Here is a 16,015-nt window from a genome sequence, read left to right as displayed (position 1 = left end):
AGCCGGCTAATTTGCAGACTATTTTTTGATTTTACAAACTAAATTAATACGAGCGGGAGCTGCAAAGTACCTGGACGGTTTAGTACAAGTCTTACAAATAAATATCCCGCTTGATCTGTTGCATCTGCTGGGTATATCTAAAATTCCAGCTACGTAACTCATCCATTCTAAACGCTGTTTTTTGTAAAAAGTCGCGCAACTCTTGTCGCTCACGCTCGCGTTTGCGATCGTTGTTGGCAGTGTCATTATTCACAACCCGGTTTTTGTCATCCTGATCGCGGCGGATGTCCCGTTCGATGCGATCCAGTCTGCGTGCAGCATCCACCCTACGGTCGTTTAAAGATGCTAAATCATTGTCGACATTGGCAAGTTTTCTGGCGAGGTCTTCATAATCTTGCCCACTGGTCCAGGCGCGGCGTACTCGATTTTGCATACTAGCCTGACAAACTTCAAATGCCATGCGGTTATTGCCACGGCCAAAGTTAAAGGCATTGTCAGGGCTGCAGTAATTCGCGTTTTGGGTAGTCCATGCCTGATTATAAGTATCGCGGGTTTGGGCAATCACAAAGACATTATTGGCTCTGGCGCTGCTCATACGTTCTTCAATTTGATTGGGTTTACCAAAGCCATCGGTGTTGCCGGCATCGCGCCAATATTGAATCAGTCTTTGCTCCCACTGCTGCACATACTCTGCTTCAGAAAACTTCAGGCCACGGGGTTTGGCGTCAGCACGACGCGTATGCACATCACGTCCTTCGGTCGCATCGCTCCAGCCTAATCTGCGCCAGTACTCAATAATCTCTTTATTCCAGGCTTCTTTATAAGCGTCTTCGCGGACAAATAATCCGCTTACTAATGCCGCCTGCGCGCGTTTTTTTAACTCAGTATCGGGTACTCCGTCATGCGCATCTTGAAAACCAATCTGCGTCCAATACGCATAATTACCATTAGCCCAACCTTGCTGATAGCTGCTTTGATTGAAGCCAATCTGCTGACCGCTGGCGGCACGATTTTGCTCTTCTTTAGCGGTACGACCGGCTTTACCATCCAGATCACCCAGGCCATACCAATAGTCGGCGTTACCTTTGACCCAGCCTTGCTGATACGCGGTTTTGTTGAGGGGCGTTTTATTACTCGTGATTTTTTCTGACACCACTTGGGTATCGAAGTAGCTGATCGCCTGCCCGCTGCGACCATCGTTACTACCCAACTCAGTCCAAAAATGCTGATTGCCCTGCTCCCAGCCAAGCTGATAATTGCTGGCAGATTCTGCCTTGATTTTGTCGCTATCGACGACAGAGCAGAATTTGCGGCGCTCTTCAAAGCGCGGATCAAATCCTTGCGCACCATCTTTGTTACCGATGAAATTCCAATCGCCGGTTTTGCAATCATGCATTTGGCTGATCGTCGTCTGGCACGCTGCCAGCGGCAAAATCAGGAGGAGTGAGAGGACAGCCTTGCGACAAAGTGTGAGCATAGAAATTTGTAATTAATTGTAAGAATGTGACTTCAACGCTTGTAACACCTATTTTGTTGACCGTGCTGTCAAAATCATCTACTGCTGACAGGGCGAATGAACACGGATTCAATATACTCCCCATTATTTTTTAATGAAACAGCCGATTATCCATATAATACAAGGATAACTAAAATATACTTATCACCAGTATCTATTTTAACAATATCAATCTTTGTGGCGTGACCAACATTAGAGCGCTCAGTAATTTACTGGAAACACCTTTCCCTCATCAGCAAGCCAAGCGAAGTCCGGTCAGAGATATTTGCGCAGAAAAACCTAGGCAGAAAACCCCCTTCGCGCTCTGTTGTAAAAATCATCCTGTCAAAACAAAAGTTTGTTTTATAGAAAGTATTCTGCCTATAATCCATTTTCATTTTTCCTGGACAAAACGATATGGCACGCTTATTTAAGTGGTTAGGACGAGGGGTCTTATTCTTGCTATTACTGCTCGTGATTGGCTTTGTACACGTCTGGTATTTCAAGCCGTTAAAAATCGATTGGTTTTATGGGCGCGTGATGGCGAGCTTCGCATTGCAGCAGCCGGAGATGTTATCGAGTATGCGGATTTTGCCGGACCGGATGGATTTTTATAGCGACAAGTTAAGCGATGCTTCGCCAGCCGCTGAGCAAAAAATGGCCGATATGGTGAAAGCCGATCTAGAGACTTTGCACCGTTATCAGCGCGACTCATTTGATCGCGACGGCCAATTGTCTTATGACACGATGGACTATTTTTTGCGCATGCAAGATGAGGGTGATCGCTATCGTGATCTGAGTTTCCCCGTGAACCAGATGTTTGGCGTGCAATCAAGCTTGCCTAACTTTATGACCGAAGTACATCAGGTTAACTCAGTAGCAGAAGCTAAAAGTTATATCGCTCGTCTGAAAAAATTCCCCGTTAAATTTGATCAGGTGCTGGAAGATTTGCGCCTCAGGGACAGCAAAAATATTATTCCGCCCCAATTTATGGTGGAAAAAGTACTGACACAAATGCAGGGCTTTATCGCCAAACCAGCCAAACAAAATCCGTTGTACACCAACTTTAAAGAGAAGCTGGATAAAATCCCCGCAGATAAAATCGATGCCAGCTCACGTAGTGATTTGCTAGCGCAAGTCGATGCGTCGATTACACAGCAGGTATATCCCTCTTATCAAAAATTAATCAGCTATTTCACCGCGCTGCAACCAAAAGCACAAGGCAATTTTGGCGCATGGCATATGCCTGATGGCGATGCCTACTACGCCTGGTGTGTGCGCATGCATACGACGACTGACATGACGCCGCAACAGGTGCATGACTTAGGTCTGGCAGAAGTCGCCCGGATCACCCAAGAAATGGACGCCATCTTAAAAAGTAAAGGCTTGGCAGACGGTAGCATCGGTGTCCGTGTTTTAAAATTATCGCAAGACCCTGAGCAGTTGTATCCTAATACGCCAGAGGGCAAACAAGCCATGCTCAAAGGCTATCAGGCAATTTTAGACGAGGTGAATAAAGGGCTCGGCAGCGCGTTTGATGTCCGTCCAAAGTTAGGGGTAGAAGTCAAAGCAGTACCGCAATTTGCCGAGGCTACCGCACCTGGCGCGTATTACAGCGAAGGTGCTTTTGATGGGTCTCGTCCCGGGATTTTTTACGCCAATATGCGTGATACCAAAGAAAATCCTAAGTTCACGATGCGCACCCTCGCCTATCATGAAGGCATACCTGGCCATCACTTCCAGATATCGATTGCGCAAGAATTAAAAGACGTGCCGTTTTTCCGCCAAGTATTACCCTTTACCGCCTATGCAGAGGGCTGGGCATTGTATTCAGAACGCCTGGCTTGGGAAATGGGATTTGAAAAAGATCCTATGGATAACCTGGGTCGCCTGCGCGACGAAATGATGCGTGCCGTACGTCTGGTCGTTGACAGCGGCATCCACTACAAACACTGGACACGCGAACAAGCCATAGACTACATGGCTGACAATACTGGCATGGCCTTGACCGATGTCACCACCGAGATCGAACGCTATATGGTCGATCCGGGACAAGCATTAGCCTACAAAGTCGGCATGCTGAAAATCCTCGCCTTGCGTGAAAAGGCGAAGTTGGCACTTGGCGATAAATTCGATTTAAAGCAATTCCATAACGAGGTATTGACCCACGGCGCTTTGCCTTTGGTTGTGCTGGAGCGAGTGATTGATGATTGGATTGCCAAGCGACAAAAAGCTTAAGTCTGGACTAGATAGAAAAATTACTCCCCATATGTATATTTAAGTTGTCCATATAATCATTGGACAACAGAGTATATTTATAAAAATATTGGGGGAGTATATTGTGTTAATGACAGATTCATTAATACAAATGATGGCCGCTAATGGTCTGTCGCATCGCTTAATTTTGAATTTTCAGCAGATCGATTTCAAATAATTTCGGCCACAATTTTCCAGTGACAAACAGGCGATGGCGCTTACTGTCATAAGCAATACCATTGAGTACCGCATCAGCGGAATTGCTAACGCGTTCGCCAGGTGGCAGCAAGCCTTTCAGATTGATCCAGCCGACGACATGGCCTGTTGCCGGATCAATTCGGGCAATCACATCGGTGCCCCAGATATTGGCGAATAGCTCGCCTTCCACCCACTCAAGCTCGTTTAGTCTATCTACGGCGATACCATCGGCCATCACATAAATCCTGCGTTCCTCTTTTAATGTGACTGGATTAAGGATGCGGATAAAAGGTGTGCCGTCGCTCATATATACATGGCGTGTATCGCTGGTCAGACCCCATCCTTCGCCCGTGTAAGTAAAGCGTTTTTTTAAGTTAAAGGTTTTAGCGTCGAAGATAAAGCCGACTTGCGACTTCCAGGTCAAACTAATAATTTTCCCATCGATTTCGGTCGATCCTTCGCCAAAAAATTCTGGACTCAAATCTTTCTGCTGTAAGATTTTACCGCTCACAAGATCAACTTTTCTTAGCGATGAGTGCCCAGCTAATCCGGTACTTTCATACAAAAAATCGTCTTTATAAAACAAGCCTTCAGTAAAAGCGGATGGATCGTGCGGGTAAGTATTTTTGACGATGTAGCCATAGACAGGGATGGCAGCATGCGCCATATTCGCTGCTAATAAAGCGCTCGCTAACAGACATTTCAGAAAATTTTTAAACATGGATTCCTTTGCTCGGTTGGCTTCGCACATGAGGACTGAAGAGAAAGCCATCGACTACATTTTAAGACAGGTGTAACTTGCTGCGACTAGATTGTTGACCAGAACAATACACGCGTACGACGACAGAACGCAAGACACCTTCAACAGTTTTAATTGGTTTTACGACTATGCTTTTACGACTATTCTCATAAAAAGGCAATATGATACCGCTAACATCAAGCCCGAATACTCCTTAAAATACATGCTTGATCCTATTAATATCCCAAGTAATTTCTTTATTCAGCTACCAACTATTCTGTGAAAAAAAATCTTTATCAATTGACTGCGGCAGCATTGTTGTTCGCATCCACAAGCTCACCTACATTTTCCGCAACCAGTGTGACGGACGATCTAGGGACGACGATTACTCTGGCGCGTCCGGCGCAAAAAATCATCAGCTTGTCGCCTCATGTGACCGAGTTAGTGTTTGCTGCCGGTGCAGGTGATCATCTGATTGGCACCGTTAAATACAGCGACTACCCTGAAGCGGCAAAAGCCATCCCGCGAGTTGGCGACAATCGTCAACTCGATATCGAGCGCATTATTGCGATGAAGCCCGATTTGCTGGTGGTGTGGATGCATGGCGCTTTTGAGCGTCAGTTAGAACCGCTGCGCAAATCAGGCATACCATATTATTTTAGTGATCCGCATAAGCTGGAAGATGTTCCCGCCACCTTGCTCAAGTTGGGTACGTTATTTGGGACTGAAAAGCAGGCTCAGATAGCGGCAGCGGACTTTAGCCAGCAGCTCAACCAGCTTGTCGCACGCTATCAGAGCAAACCAAAGGTCAGAACGTTTTATCAGGTCTGGAGTAAACCTATCTACACACTCAATGACAAGAATATCGTCAGTGATGCGATCAGGATTTGTGGTGGCGAGAATATTTTCGGACACTTGTCTGCTGCTGCGCCAGTAGTGGGACTGGAGTCAGTGATACAAGAAAACCCCGAGGTGATTTTGACAGGTGACAGCAAACTGCAAGCTACCAGCGGACTAGAGCAATGGAAAGATATTAAAAACTTATTAGCAGTCAAAAACAATAATCTGATTGTGGTCGATGGCGATTTATTAAACCGTGCCGGACCAAGAATTATTGAAGGTGCCAAAGCGGTATGTGAAGCATTAGATCAGGCACGCAGCCGACGTGACACTAAGATTGACAGCAAGCTTGACACTAAGACTGATACGAAGTTAGCCCCAATCAAGTCATCGGTAACACCATGACGATGAGCAAATCTCCCTACCAGCGTATAGCCTGTTTATCCACCGAGGCAGTAGAAACCTTATACGCGCTTGGCGCAGAAGAGTTGATCGTCGGGATTTCTGGCTATACCACCCGTCCTGCCAGAGCCAGACAAGAGAAGCCAAAAATTAGCGGATTCTCTTCTGCCAAAATAGATCGCATTCTGGCGGTGCAGCCAGATCTGGTGATTGCGTATTCCAATATGCAAGCGGATATTTGCCGTGACCTGATTGCCGCGGGGATTGAGGTGCACGTCTTTAATCAACATACGGTTGCGGGGATTTTACGCATGATAACGGCGCTCGCCAGTCTGGTTGATAAGCAACAGCAAGGTGCAGAATTGATCGCTTATTTGCAAACAAAGACAGAACATATTCAACAGCAAGCCGCGCAATGGACGCGCAGACCCAAGGTCTATTTTGAAGAATGGAATGAGCCTTTGATGTCCGGTATAGGCTGGGTTTCAGAACTGATCCAGATCGCTGGTGGTGACGATATCTTTGCTGAGTTAGCGCAACATCACAGCGCCAAACAACGCATCATTACTGACCCCGGCGAGGTAGTGCGACGCGTGCCAGATATCATCATGGGATCGTGGTGCGGTAAAAAATTCAGACCAGAAACCGTGACAGAACGCGACGGTTGGCAGCAGATTCCGGCGGTACAAAATGGCTTAGTAGTAGAGATAAAATCGGCCGATATATTGTCGCCAGGACCGTCAGCGATTTTGTATGGTTTACCGCAGTTGCATGCTTTAATTTCTCGCTGGCAAGACATTTGACTCACTGCATCGTCAGTCAATAATAAGCAAAATCCCGCTTGGGATTTGCTTGAGCAAATGTCTATGTCCTTACATTTTCAACAATCCACCTTAACTTCGTTTTTATTTCGCTTCAACGCCATGCCCACAGAACGCGGTGCTGTCTGCACAAAACCAAATTGCGCATACAACTCTTGTGCTTTGCCGTCAGCAATTAAGCTGATGTAAGCACTGTCAGGCGCATTTATTTCTAGATAGGCGACAATCCCCTGCATGATGCGCTTACCTAAACCTTTGCCTTGATGCAAGGGAAGTACGGCGATATCAACCACCTGATAAAAACAACCTCCATCGCCAATGACACGCCCCATACCAACGGCCTGATCGTTGAGCATAATTTGGATCGCAAACAAGCTATTCGGCAAACCTCTGCTGGCGGCCTCGGTCGTTTTTCCGCTTAAGCCTGCACCTGATCGCAAAGCTTGATAGACCTCAATCGAAGGGATCAGATTACTGATCGAATACGCGCTTGCGTGCTGATCAAGCTGATTTGTTTTGTTCATGGCGTTAAATACTCTCTCAAAATGAAGGGCATTAAACTATACAGACAAGCCTGAAGCATATAAAAATCAATATACTCCCCGATATATTTTAAGTTTTACGCTCATTGACCAGTGAATGATTGGACGTCTAATATATACTAAGCCCAGTATATTATTATCTCTCATAAGACATCCTATGAAAATCACCACTTTAATGGTGCAAGGCACCACCTCAGACGCGGGTAAAAGCACCGTAGTCGCCGCCTTATGTCGTCTGCTCAAACGACAAGGTGTGTCGGTCGTGCCGTTGAAGCCGCAGAACATGGCATTGAATAGTGCCGTGACAATCGACGGTGGCGAGATCGGCCGGGCGCAGGCATTGCAAGCGATCGCCGCTGGCTTGCCCGCACATACGGACATGAACCCTGTCTTGCTCAAGCCCTCTTCCGACACCGGAGCACAAATTATCATCCACGGCAAAGTACGCACCGACATGAATGCGCGTGATTACGATCAGTATAAAACCGTCGCCATGCAAGCCGTGCTGGAATCCTATGGCCGGCTGCAACAACAATACGACAGCATCATTGTGGAAGGCGCAGGCAGTCCGGCGGAAATCAATTTACGCGCGCGTGATATCGCCAATATGGGGTTTGCTGAGGCAGTTGATTGTCCTGTGATTCTGGTGGCGGATATTGATCGTGGCGGCGTGTTCGCCCACTTCCTCGGCACGCTGGCCTGTTTGTCAGAGTCAGAGCAAAACCGTATCGTTGGCTTTGTGATTAATCGTTTTCGCGGCGATATCAGTCTGTTGGAACCGGGCTTGACATGGCTGGAAGAAAAAACCGGCAAGCCGGTGCTGGCAGTGCTGCCGTATTTGCACGGACTAATGCTGGATGCGGAAGATGCGATCCAGTCTAGCCAGCAAGGTGCAGGCAAATTACGCATTATCGTACCGGCGATACCGCGTATTTCTAACCATACCGATTTTGATGCACTGCGCGCGCATCCCGAGGTTGATTTGCAATTTATCGGCCCCGGCATGGCGATCCCGCCTGCCGATCTGATTATTCTGCCAGGCAGTAAAAATACCCGCGCTGATCTGGCTTTTTTGCTAGAGCAAGGCTGGCAGCCTGTGTTGGAAAAACACTTGCGCTATGGAGGCAAAATTATCGGCATTTGCGGCGGTTATCAAATGTTAGGTCATGTCGTCAGCGATCCGCATGGGGTAGAAGGCATCTCTGGGGATTCTGACGGTTTAGGCCTGCTCGATATCAGCACCGAACTGACCAAAGACAAACGTCTGCAACAAGTTACCGGTCGCTGCTTGTTTGGTAACCAGAATGGAAATTCGATTGAAAACCAGGCAGCCAAAGTCAGCGGTTATGAAATCCATATGGGCATCACCTACGCCAGCAATGATACCCAGCCGGTGTTCGTATTAGATAACGACAGCGCAGAATTAGAGGGCAGCCGCTCACCAGATGATCAGATTCTGGGTTCTTATCTGCACGGCTTATTCGATCACCCAGAAGCTTGCGCTGCATTACTTGCGTGGGCAGGATTAAAGACCGAAGTCACAGTCGATCTGGCGGCATTGCGGGAGCAAAGCATTGACCGCGTAGCGGATGCCTGCATGCCGTTGTTAGCAGCCTTGCAGGAACTTTAAAACGAAGTCAATTTTATCGCCCTCCGCTTAACACTAAATTCAACTTCCGTCTCCGTCTTGTAGCAGATGGAACTTTTTATCTGCTGCATTGTCATATTTGCTTACATGTTTTAAGATGAAATTTTGTCATTGCAATACATTGCGATAATCCAGCACTCAGACGCTGTTCTAAAGCCTGAAGCGATGGCAAGACCATTAGATTTGCGCACCACCAAATAAGATAATTATTCAACCGGGATTTTTCATTAGGCAATGGAAATCTCGGTTTAACTCACTAGCGATCATCATGTCATTTAACCTCCTTCCATTCCGCCTTGCCTTATTGCCATTAGCAATTTTCATCGCGTTTAATCCGGTAGCTCAAGCGCAGCAATCAACTCCGGTGCAGGCCGACCCGCAAAAAACACAAACTCCAGCGCCAGCACCAAACACTGCGCCTGCAAATAAAGAACAAATCCAAAAGGTCGAAGTCAGCGGCGCCAAAGGTTACGACGAGCGTCGCCAGGATACCGCAACCAAAATCGTGGTGACACAGGAGGACATTATTCGCTACGGCGATTCAACAATAGCTGATGTGTTGAAGCGTCTTCCCGGTATTACGATCGGTGGAGTGCAAGGACGTGGTGGAGATATCCGCATGCGTGGTCTGGGTTCCGGTTATACCCAAATTTTGCTCAATGGCGAGCCTAGCCCCCCGGGATTTTCTTTAGATTCACTCTCACCCGACCTGATCGAGCGGATAGAAATTATCCGTGCCGCCACTGCCGAGTACAGCACACAAGCCATTGCAGGTGCGATCAATATCGTATTAAAGCGCACTGTACAAACGTCACAGAGTGAACTCAAAATTGGCGGGCAAGAGGATGGGGGCAAGTACGGTGTCAACGCCAACTGGCAAGTGTCAGATAAAGCTGGAAAAATGTCCTACTCGATTTCAGGTTCGCTGAATCATGGTCAATACGAGCGTCCGTCACGTATGGATGAAGTTGGTACCGATGCGAATGGTAATGTAAATTTACGGCGCAGTACTTCCATCGACAACTGGGGCACTTTCAGCGGCATCGGCTTGTCGCCAAGGGTTAATTTTAATTTAGACAATGGCGATACCGTAACGACTCAGAGCTTTGTCAACGCGAACCGTTTTTCCGGCAATAGTACCGATAGCTCGGTGACGAGTTTAGGCGCATTGCCGAATTACGTCAGTGATCGAACTCAGATCCAATCTGAGTTCGCGATGCTTAGAACCAATCTGAACTGGATACACAAAATGGCGGATAGTGCCAAGCTGGATTTTAAGCTTGGCTTTAACTATAACAAGCGTAGTTCGGATGTGAACACGCAAGGCTATGACATCAATCAGTCAGAAATACTAGATAGAAAAAATCAAACCAGCGCAAGCGACAAAGGTTTGACTTGGGGCGGTAAATATACGGCGCCTTTTATGACTGATCATGCCTTAGCTATTGGCTGGGATGGTGCCTATAGCAAACGCAACGAAGCTCGGACGATACATGACATCACTACCAATGGAGTGACGCCACTTAACTTGAATGAAGTATTTGATGCCAGCGTTAACCGCATCGCCGTATTTGCGCAAGATGAGTGGAATGTCACCAAACGCTGGTCAGTCTATGCCGGTCTGCGCTGGGAAGGGATCGATACCAAGAGCACGGGCAATTCCTATGCCGAAGTCAATAACCGTTCCAGCGTTTTTAGCCCGATTCTGCAAACATTATGGAAACTGCCTGACAGCAAAAATGACCAGGTACGCCTTGGTCTGACACGCACTTATAAAGCGCCGGATACCAGCAGTCTGATTCCGCGCCGTTATATTTCAGAAAACAATAGTCCAACCAGTCCTGATAGCATCGGCAACCCCAATCTAAAACCAGAATTGGCATGGGGACTGGATGCAGCATTTGAACATTATCTGCCCGAGGGTGGCTTGATGAGTGTGAGTGTGTTTATGCGCAGAATTGACGACATCACCCGCACCCAATTATCTAACGTCAACGGTATCTGGACCAATATGCCTATCAATGATGGGCAAGCTACTACCCGTGGCATTGAGATGGAAGCCAAGTTCCCATTGCGTTCAGTGATGAAGGACGCGCCTGCAATCGACTTCCGTTCCAACCTATCGTTTAACTGGTCCAATCTTGAAACAGTACCTGGTCCAAATAATCGTCTCGATTCGCAAACACCGATCAGCGCCAACGTCGGCTTAGATTACAAGCTGGATAAAATACCGCTGACCATCGGCGGCAATCTGAGTTTTCAAGACGGCGGTCCAGTACGTTTGTCTGCCAATAAAACCAGCTACTCAGTACCAAAGCGCGGTTTAGATTTATACGGATTATGGAAATTTAATCCAAAAACCAACCTGCGCGTCTCACTGGCAAATGCGCTACATCAAGACAATATTAATGCTTCAAGTTACGCAGACACCTTTGGTTCTTTGACACAAACTACGACGACACCGACAACGGTAGCAGTGCGTGCTTTGTTGGAAATGAAGATGTGAAATAGATATGGGCTACACATTTTAATAACTTAGCGCTGGCAAGATATTTCGATAGGATGTCTTGTCATTTAGTCAGCGTAGGGTGCATTCCACGCACCACATTGAAAAAATACTCCTAATGGGTATATATTAGATGTCCTTGTATTACTTGATTCAGAGCGAAATTTCAATAATTAATATGGGGAGTATATGCATAAGTGCAAGTATTCTGAGGTGAGCATACTTGGGTTTTGTCGCTGTTGCGGTGCGTTAAACGTACCCTGCATGTATTGAAAATGCGAAAATCATACTGCCTTTTTCGCACATTTATTTTGCTGACCCCAGTCCGCTAAGTCTATTTAAGACCCAGTTACATCCAGTCGTTTCTCGCCAAACACAAACGAGCCAGATTGGATTTTCCCGTTCTTTACTTCATAAATAGCGACCAGCCTGATCGTGCCTGTGCCCTCTGGAAAAGTACGTGTCACTTCTTCATGATCGATCACTATATTTTCCATCACCGTGCGGTTTAGCAGTTTGGCGTGCAAATTGGGTTCTTGAAATCGGATGGTGGCGCGCGCTTTGATTTCTGCTTTGTCACTGGCGACCAAGGTCGCAGGATGTTCAAATTGTTTGCCGTCATCTGCATAGGTTGCTACCCAGGCATCCAGGTCGCGGGCGTTATAGGCATCTAATTGTTGCTGTACTACGGCTTCGGGTGATGGGGTATTTGTCATTACTTTTCCTTATCGGTTTTTTGCTGCATTAGCTTGTTGCGAAAATACCTGGCTTGTCGAATAAATTTGATTTGTTCCGTCAATTTCCAGGCTATCTGGATTAGTGCTTTATGTCACCACTACGATCATAGATAATGCAATGACGCAATTCGCCTTTTGAGAAATGTACCTATGAACATGAACGACCCTATCCCGTTATTGGGTTTTAGTACCACCGCATTGGAGTTGATTTCCTTTGTGTTGTCGGTGCTGACTGTTGCATTGAATATCAAGCAAATTCATTGGGCATGGTTGTTTTCTGTTCTGGCTTCTGGATTATATGGCCTGGTCTTTTTTGACGCTAAATTGTATGGCGATATGGGTTTGCAGCTGGTATTTATTCTTGTGTCTTTGTGGGGGTGGTGGCTATGGTTACGCGGTAGTTCGGCAGGCGATACGTCGACGACTTTGGTCGTATCTGGGCTATCGTCAATGCAGCGTATGTGGTCGATCTTGGCGTGGCTGATCGGCTTCGTTGTATTAGCGTGGTTTTTAAAATCATTTACTGATACCGATGTGCCGTATGCCGATGGCTTTTTGACGGCGGGTAGTCTATTAGGGCAGCTGCTGTTGTCACGTAAAAAGAGAGAGAATTGGCACGTCTGGATCATCGTCGATATTTTGTATGTCGGCCTTTACGTGCATAAGGGGTTGATGTTGACTGCGATTTTGTATTCTATTTTTGTAGTGATGGCGGTCGCTGGCTTACGCGCTTGGAGTAAAAAATAATGACGAGTCAGACGGACAAAAATTCAATCAATCGAGTTGCGATATTAGGCGCCGAGTCTTCGGGTAAATCAGCGCTTGCTGAGGCATTGGCGGCGCATTACAAAACGGTATGGGTTCCAGAATATTTACGCGAGTTTGTCGAGACGCAGCAACGCGTGCCGAAAGAAGCAGAACAAATTCTGATCGCTCGTACTCAGGTCGAGCGCGAGAATAAACTCGCTCAACAAGCCCATCAGTGGTTATTTTGCGATACCTCGCCGCTGATGACCGCCTTATATAGTCGCCATTATTTTGGTGAAGCTGACGCTGATCTGGCCACTTTAGAAGCGCAGCATCAATATGATTTTACGATAGTGACTGCACCGGATTTTCCGTGGACTGCCGATGGCTTGCAGCGCGAATCAGCGGTAGTAAGGCAGCGAGTGCATGAAGAATTGCTGGACTTATTGGATGAGCGGGAAATGCCGTTCTTGCTGGTAGGCGGGAGTTTGAAAGAACGGGTAGAACAAGTCAGTTTCGCGTTGTCATTCCTGATGAGTTGATAGTTGAAAAGTGTATCCGTCATCAATTCAAATCTAAATGGAAAATATCGGTTGAAAAAAAGAGCGACTCATTTAAAAATGAGCCGCTCTTTTTTATTTTAAACAGCTTGTATGCTGTATTTAAAATCAAATTTTAAAAATCAAATTGTGCAGATACTTTATACGTTCTTGGTGCGCCTGGCAGTAAGTAGCCACCTAAGGATTGCGTCACGTCGCGCCAGTAAAATTTATCGGCGACGTTGTCGACATTGAACCGTAAAGTCGTCACGACAGTAGCCACTTTGGTGACATAACGCGCACCCAGGTTGAACACTTGATAGCCTGGAACGATGACGCTGTTATCCGGTTGAAACGCCTTGTTACCAGAATAATTCCAACTGCCGTTGATGTTGAGTCCAGATATGCTGGCAATAGCATAGTCTGCATACACCACAGATTTTAACTCTGGTACATTGGTGACACGCTTATCATCTAATCCTGCAATGCCGGTATCGTATTGGTGCGCCGCCAATGCAGTGACGCTGGCACCTAACGTCAAGGCTGGAGTGATACGACCTTGGGCGGATACTTCCAGTCCATTATGGATTGCGTAGCCGTTGCTGACGTAGACATTATCCGAGTTGGTATATTCCAGCGATTTAGTGATGTGGAAGACGGCGGCAGTGATACTAATATCTTGTGCCACATCTGCTTTAAGACCAAATTCAACTTGCTTGGATTTACTCGGATTAAGCATCTGGTTGACGTTGTTGGTACCGAACGGGGCGATGCCGCCATGCTCTAAACCTTCTGTGTACGATCCGTACAGCGTCCAGGATTTTTGTGGTTTAAAAAGTAGCGCAACGCTTGGCAATTCGTAGTTACGATCGTAACCCGGCGCATCGATTTGCTGACGCTTGATCGCAACGTGACGTATACCGATATCCAGTTTGACAGTATCGGTCAGATCAATAATATCCTGCGCAAACAGGGACCATTCTTTATCCGTTCTGCGCAACAGAACCGGGCCGGTTGTGTTGGTCGATTGCGGTACGACGACAGGTTGAAATACATTGCTAGTGCCCACTAAATCGTAGACATAGTCACCAAAGCGATCACGGCGCTGGAAGGTCGAGAATCCCACTGCGACTGTGTTTTGCAAACCGCCTAACCGGAATTTGCCATTTAAAATTCCCTGCGTTGCCACTGGCGATTTTGATTCTCCTACGCTTTGATAGTCATAGACATCGTAGTCACCATTCGCGCAATAACCTGGGAATAAGTTTGCGGACGAACAGCCGTAAGGGAAGGCGGTGTAATCATCGCGTTTGAATTCATGACGGTTGGCTGAGAACGAGGCGCGCCAGTCGTCATTGAATTGATATTCGAAACGTAAGCCGATATTGCTGTCGCGGGTGCTGACAGGCTTCGCCCAAGGTTGATTGTTCAGCATTGTGTCTGCGCTGACATTGCGAGGCAGATCTATTCCATTAAATAGTTGAAATCCAGGGACAGTTAACTGGGATTTTTTCTGATAATCCATATCTAGCTGCAATAGTGCTTTTGGCGTGATATGCCAGTCAAAAGCACCAGAGATAAATTGTCGGTCTCCGTCTGCACCTTTTACATAGGAGCGTAATTTTTCTGTCGCAGCATTAATACGATAACCAAATTGCTGATCATCGGATTGACCGCCTAAATCTAGCGAACCGTATAGCGTGCCGCGCTCACTGGCGGCGACCGTTACTGAACGTAATGGCGTAGTGGTTGGGCGCTTAGTCACGTAGTTCACAATGCCGCCGGGGGTGGCAAAGCCTGCCTGAAATCCGGCTAATCCTTTGAGTATTTCTATGCGCTCTTTATTTTCCAAAGGGATAGATGCATCGCCTGGAATGGCTAGCCCATCTTTGCGGTAACTGCTGGTGTTATCCAGCGCAAAACCACGGATAGAAAATTGTTCAGAGTAGCCAACCGCGTTGTAAGCGTCGTTGACACTGGCATCAAATTTCATCGCATCGCTGCTAGTGCGGATGCTTAAATCTTGTAATTGTTGTTGAGTAAAGACGGTAATCGATGCTGGCGTATCTGATAATTTTGCATCGGCAAAGCCGCCGATTTTTGCTACATCATTTTTATTGCTATCCGTTTTATTAGCGCGAATGACGACTTCTGGCAGCGCTTTATCTGCGCTCTGCGCATAGGCAGCAGAGATAGTAAAAGCCTGAGAAATTGCCAAGACCATCGTCAGCGGAATCAAGCGGCTTTGAACACCTGATAGCGAATGAGCTGATGACTTACGTGAAGTCGCTTGTGAAAGAAGTTGTGTAACGCGGATGGGTGGTGCGATTGTCATAGTTTGCTCATTTTTTATCGCAAGCGCGGGAGCAAACAAAGAGACTGATAGAGACTTTGCGCTTCCCTACGCTGGCATTATCCAGATCAGGTTCAAGGGTATTTCTCACCTGCAGACAAAAATAAAAACAAACTTTATCTTTGACGCAGGACCCCTAGCGAAGCGCATACTTTACCATAAACTGCGATTGGCCTATTTCTTTGGGCTCCT

The 16,015-nt window shown here is 46.9% G+C and carries 12 protein-coding genes and 1 riboswitch; of the genes, 7 read left to right on the top strand and 5 right to left on the bottom strand.

Going from position 1 to position 16,015, the window contains the following annotated elements:
• Positions 1-91 precede the first annotated feature (91 nt).
• On the bottom strand, positions 92-1,477 hold the full coding sequence (locus RGU72_RS02015) for a DUF2799 domain-containing protein (RefSeq protein ID WP_322118141.1): 1,386 nt from the start codon (positions 1,475-1,477) through the stop codon (positions 92-94).
• Between the two features lie 435 nt (positions 1,478-1,912).
• On the opposite strand from RGU72_RS02015, the gene RGU72_RS02010 reads away from it, so the two are divergent.
• Complete coding sequence (locus RGU72_RS02010) at positions 1,913-3,733, top strand: DUF885 domain-containing protein (protein ID WP_322118140.1); 1,821 nt, start codon at positions 1,913-1,915, stop codon at positions 3,731-3,733.
• 160 nt (positions 3,734-3,893) lie between these two features.
• On the opposite strand, the gene RGU72_RS02005 is transcribed toward RGU72_RS02010, so the two are convergent.
• On the bottom strand, positions 3,894-4,670 hold the full coding sequence (locus RGU72_RS02005) for a glutaminyl-peptide cyclotransferase (protein WP_322118139.1): 777 nt from the start codon (positions 4,668-4,670) through the stop codon (positions 3,894-3,896).
• A gap of 297 nt (positions 4,671-4,967) precedes the next feature.
• Between RGU72_RS02005 and RGU72_RS02000 the strand changes: the two genes are divergently transcribed.
• Together RGU72_RS02000 and RGU72_RS01995 are read left to right on the top strand one after the other, a co-directional pair.
• Entirely contained in the window at positions 4,968-5,933 is a 966-nt protein-coding gene (locus tag RGU72_RS02000) for a cobalamin-binding protein (protein ID WP_322118138.1), read from the top strand.
• Complete coding sequence (locus RGU72_RS01995) at positions 5,930-6,733, top strand: cobalamin-binding protein (protein ID WP_322118137.1); 804 nt, start codon at positions 5,930-5,932, stop codon at positions 6,731-6,733. The genes RGU72_RS02000 and RGU72_RS01995 overlap by 4 nt, the downstream gene beginning before the upstream one ends.
• 77 nt (positions 6,734-6,810) lie before the next feature.
• Here the strand turns inward: RGU72_RS01995 and RGU72_RS01990 are convergent, their stop codons facing one another.
• Complete coding sequence (locus tag RGU72_RS01990; protein ID WP_322118136.1) at positions 6,811-7,275, bottom strand: GNAT family N-acetyltransferase; 465 nt, start codon at positions 7,273-7,275, stop codon at positions 6,811-6,813.
• 193 nt (positions 7,276-7,468) lie between these two features.
• Here RGU72_RS01990 and RGU72_RS01985 point away from each other — a divergent pair, with 193 nt between their 5' ends.
• Together RGU72_RS01985 and RGU72_RS01980 are read left to right on the top strand one after the other, a co-directional pair.
• Positions 7,469-8,923 carry a cobyric acid synthase gene (locus RGU72_RS01985; protein ID WP_322121538.1) on the top strand — a complete coding sequence of 485 codons (1,455 nt, stop codon included), beginning with the start codon at positions 7,469-7,471 and terminating at the stop codon, positions 8,921-8,923.
• 286 nt (positions 8,924-9,209) lie between these two features.
• Positions 9,210-11,447: a TonB-dependent receptor gene (locus RGU72_RS01980; protein WP_322118135.1), complete on the top strand. Its 2,238-nt coding sequence runs from the start codon at positions 9,210-9,212 to the stop codon at positions 11,445-11,447.
• A 338-nt stretch (positions 11,448-11,785) separates the two neighbouring features.
• On the opposite strand, the gene RGU72_RS01975 is transcribed toward RGU72_RS01980, so the two are convergent.
• The gene (locus RGU72_RS01975; RefSeq protein ID WP_322118134.1) at positions 11,786-12,163 is read right to left on the bottom strand and encodes a nuclear transport factor 2 family protein; all 378 of its coding nucleotides are present in this window, start codon (positions 12,161-12,163) and stop codon (positions 11,786-11,788) included.
• 177 nt (positions 12,164-12,340) lie between these two features.
• Here RGU72_RS01975 and pnuC point away from each other — a divergent pair, with 177 nt between their 5' ends.
• Both pnuC and RGU72_RS01965 read left to right on the top strand, forming a co-directional pair.
• Complete coding sequence (gene pnuC / locus RGU72_RS01970; RefSeq protein WP_322118133.1) at positions 12,341-12,931, top strand: nicotinamide riboside transporter PnuC; 591 nt, start codon at positions 12,341-12,343, stop codon at positions 12,929-12,931.
• A complete protein-coding gene (locus RGU72_RS01965) occupies positions 12,931-13,473 on the top strand; it encodes an ATP-binding protein (protein ID WP_322118132.1) in 543 nt (180 codons plus the stop codon). Before pnuC ends, RGU72_RS01965 begins: the two co-directional genes overlap by 1 nt.
• Before the next feature lie 133 nt (positions 13,474-13,606).
• Here RGU72_RS01965 and RGU72_RS01960 read toward each other — a convergent pair whose 3' ends face one another.
• Positions 13,607-15,805: a TonB-dependent siderophore receptor gene (locus tag RGU72_RS01960; protein WP_322118131.1), complete on the bottom strand. Its 2,199-nt coding sequence runs from the start codon at positions 15,803-15,805 to the stop codon at positions 13,607-13,609.
• Between the two features lie 46 nt (positions 15,806-15,851).
• Positions 15,852-15,971, bottom strand: a riboswitch (TPP riboswitch).
• Between the last annotated feature and the right edge of the window lie 44 nt (positions 15,972-16,015).

Origin of the sequence: Undibacterium sp. 5I1 (genome assembly GCF_034314085.1) — a bacterium.
Classification (GTDB): domain Bacteria; phylum Pseudomonadota; class Gammaproteobacteria; order Burkholderiales; family Burkholderiaceae_D; genus Undibacterium.
The sequence above is the reverse complement of the archived record's forward strand: the minus strand, read 5'-3'. Positions and strand labels throughout refer to the sequence as shown.

Bases quoted from the DNA above. Each gene is read 5' to 3' on its own strand.
- RGU72_RS01960 (WP_322118131.1), bottom strand. From the start codon at position 15,805: ATGACAATCGCACCACCCATCCGCGTTACACAACTTCTTTCACAAGCG.
- pnuC (WP_322118133.1), top strand. From the start codon at position 12,341: ATGAACGACCCTATCCCGTTATTGGGTTTTAGTACCACCGCATTGGAG.
- RGU72_RS02015 (WP_322118141.1), bottom strand. From the start codon at position 1,477: ATGCTCACACTTTGTCGCAAGGCTGTCCTCTCACTCCTCCTGATTTTG.
- RGU72_RS02010 (WP_322118140.1), top strand. From the start codon at position 1,913: ATGGCACGCTTATTTAAGTGGTTAGGACGAGGGGTCTTATTCTTGCTA.
- RGU72_RS01985 (WP_322121538.1), top strand. From the start codon at position 7,469: ATGGTGCAAGGCACCACCTCAGACGCGGGTAAAAGCACCGTAGTCGCC.
- RGU72_RS01995 (WP_322118137.1), top strand. From the start codon at position 5,930: ATGACGATGAGCAAATCTCCCTACCAGCGTATAGCCTGTTTATCCACC.
- RGU72_RS01980 (WP_322118135.1), top strand. From the start codon at position 9,210: ATGTCATTTAACCTCCTTCCATTCCGCCTTGCCTTATTGCCATTAGCA.
- RGU72_RS02005 (WP_322118139.1), bottom strand. From the start codon at position 4,670: ATGTTTAAAAATTTTCTGAAATGTCTGTTAGCGAGCGCTTTATTAGCA.
- RGU72_RS01990 (WP_322118136.1), bottom strand. From the start codon at position 7,275: ATGAACAAAACAAATCAGCTTGATCAGCACGCAAGCGCGTATTCGATC.
- RGU72_RS01975 (WP_322118134.1), bottom strand. From the start codon at position 12,163: ATGACAAATACCCCATCACCCGAAGCCGTAGTACAGCAACAATTAGAT.
- RGU72_RS01965 (WP_322118132.1), top strand. From the start codon at position 12,931: ATGACGAGTCAGACGGACAAAAATTCAATCAATCGAGTTGCGATATTA.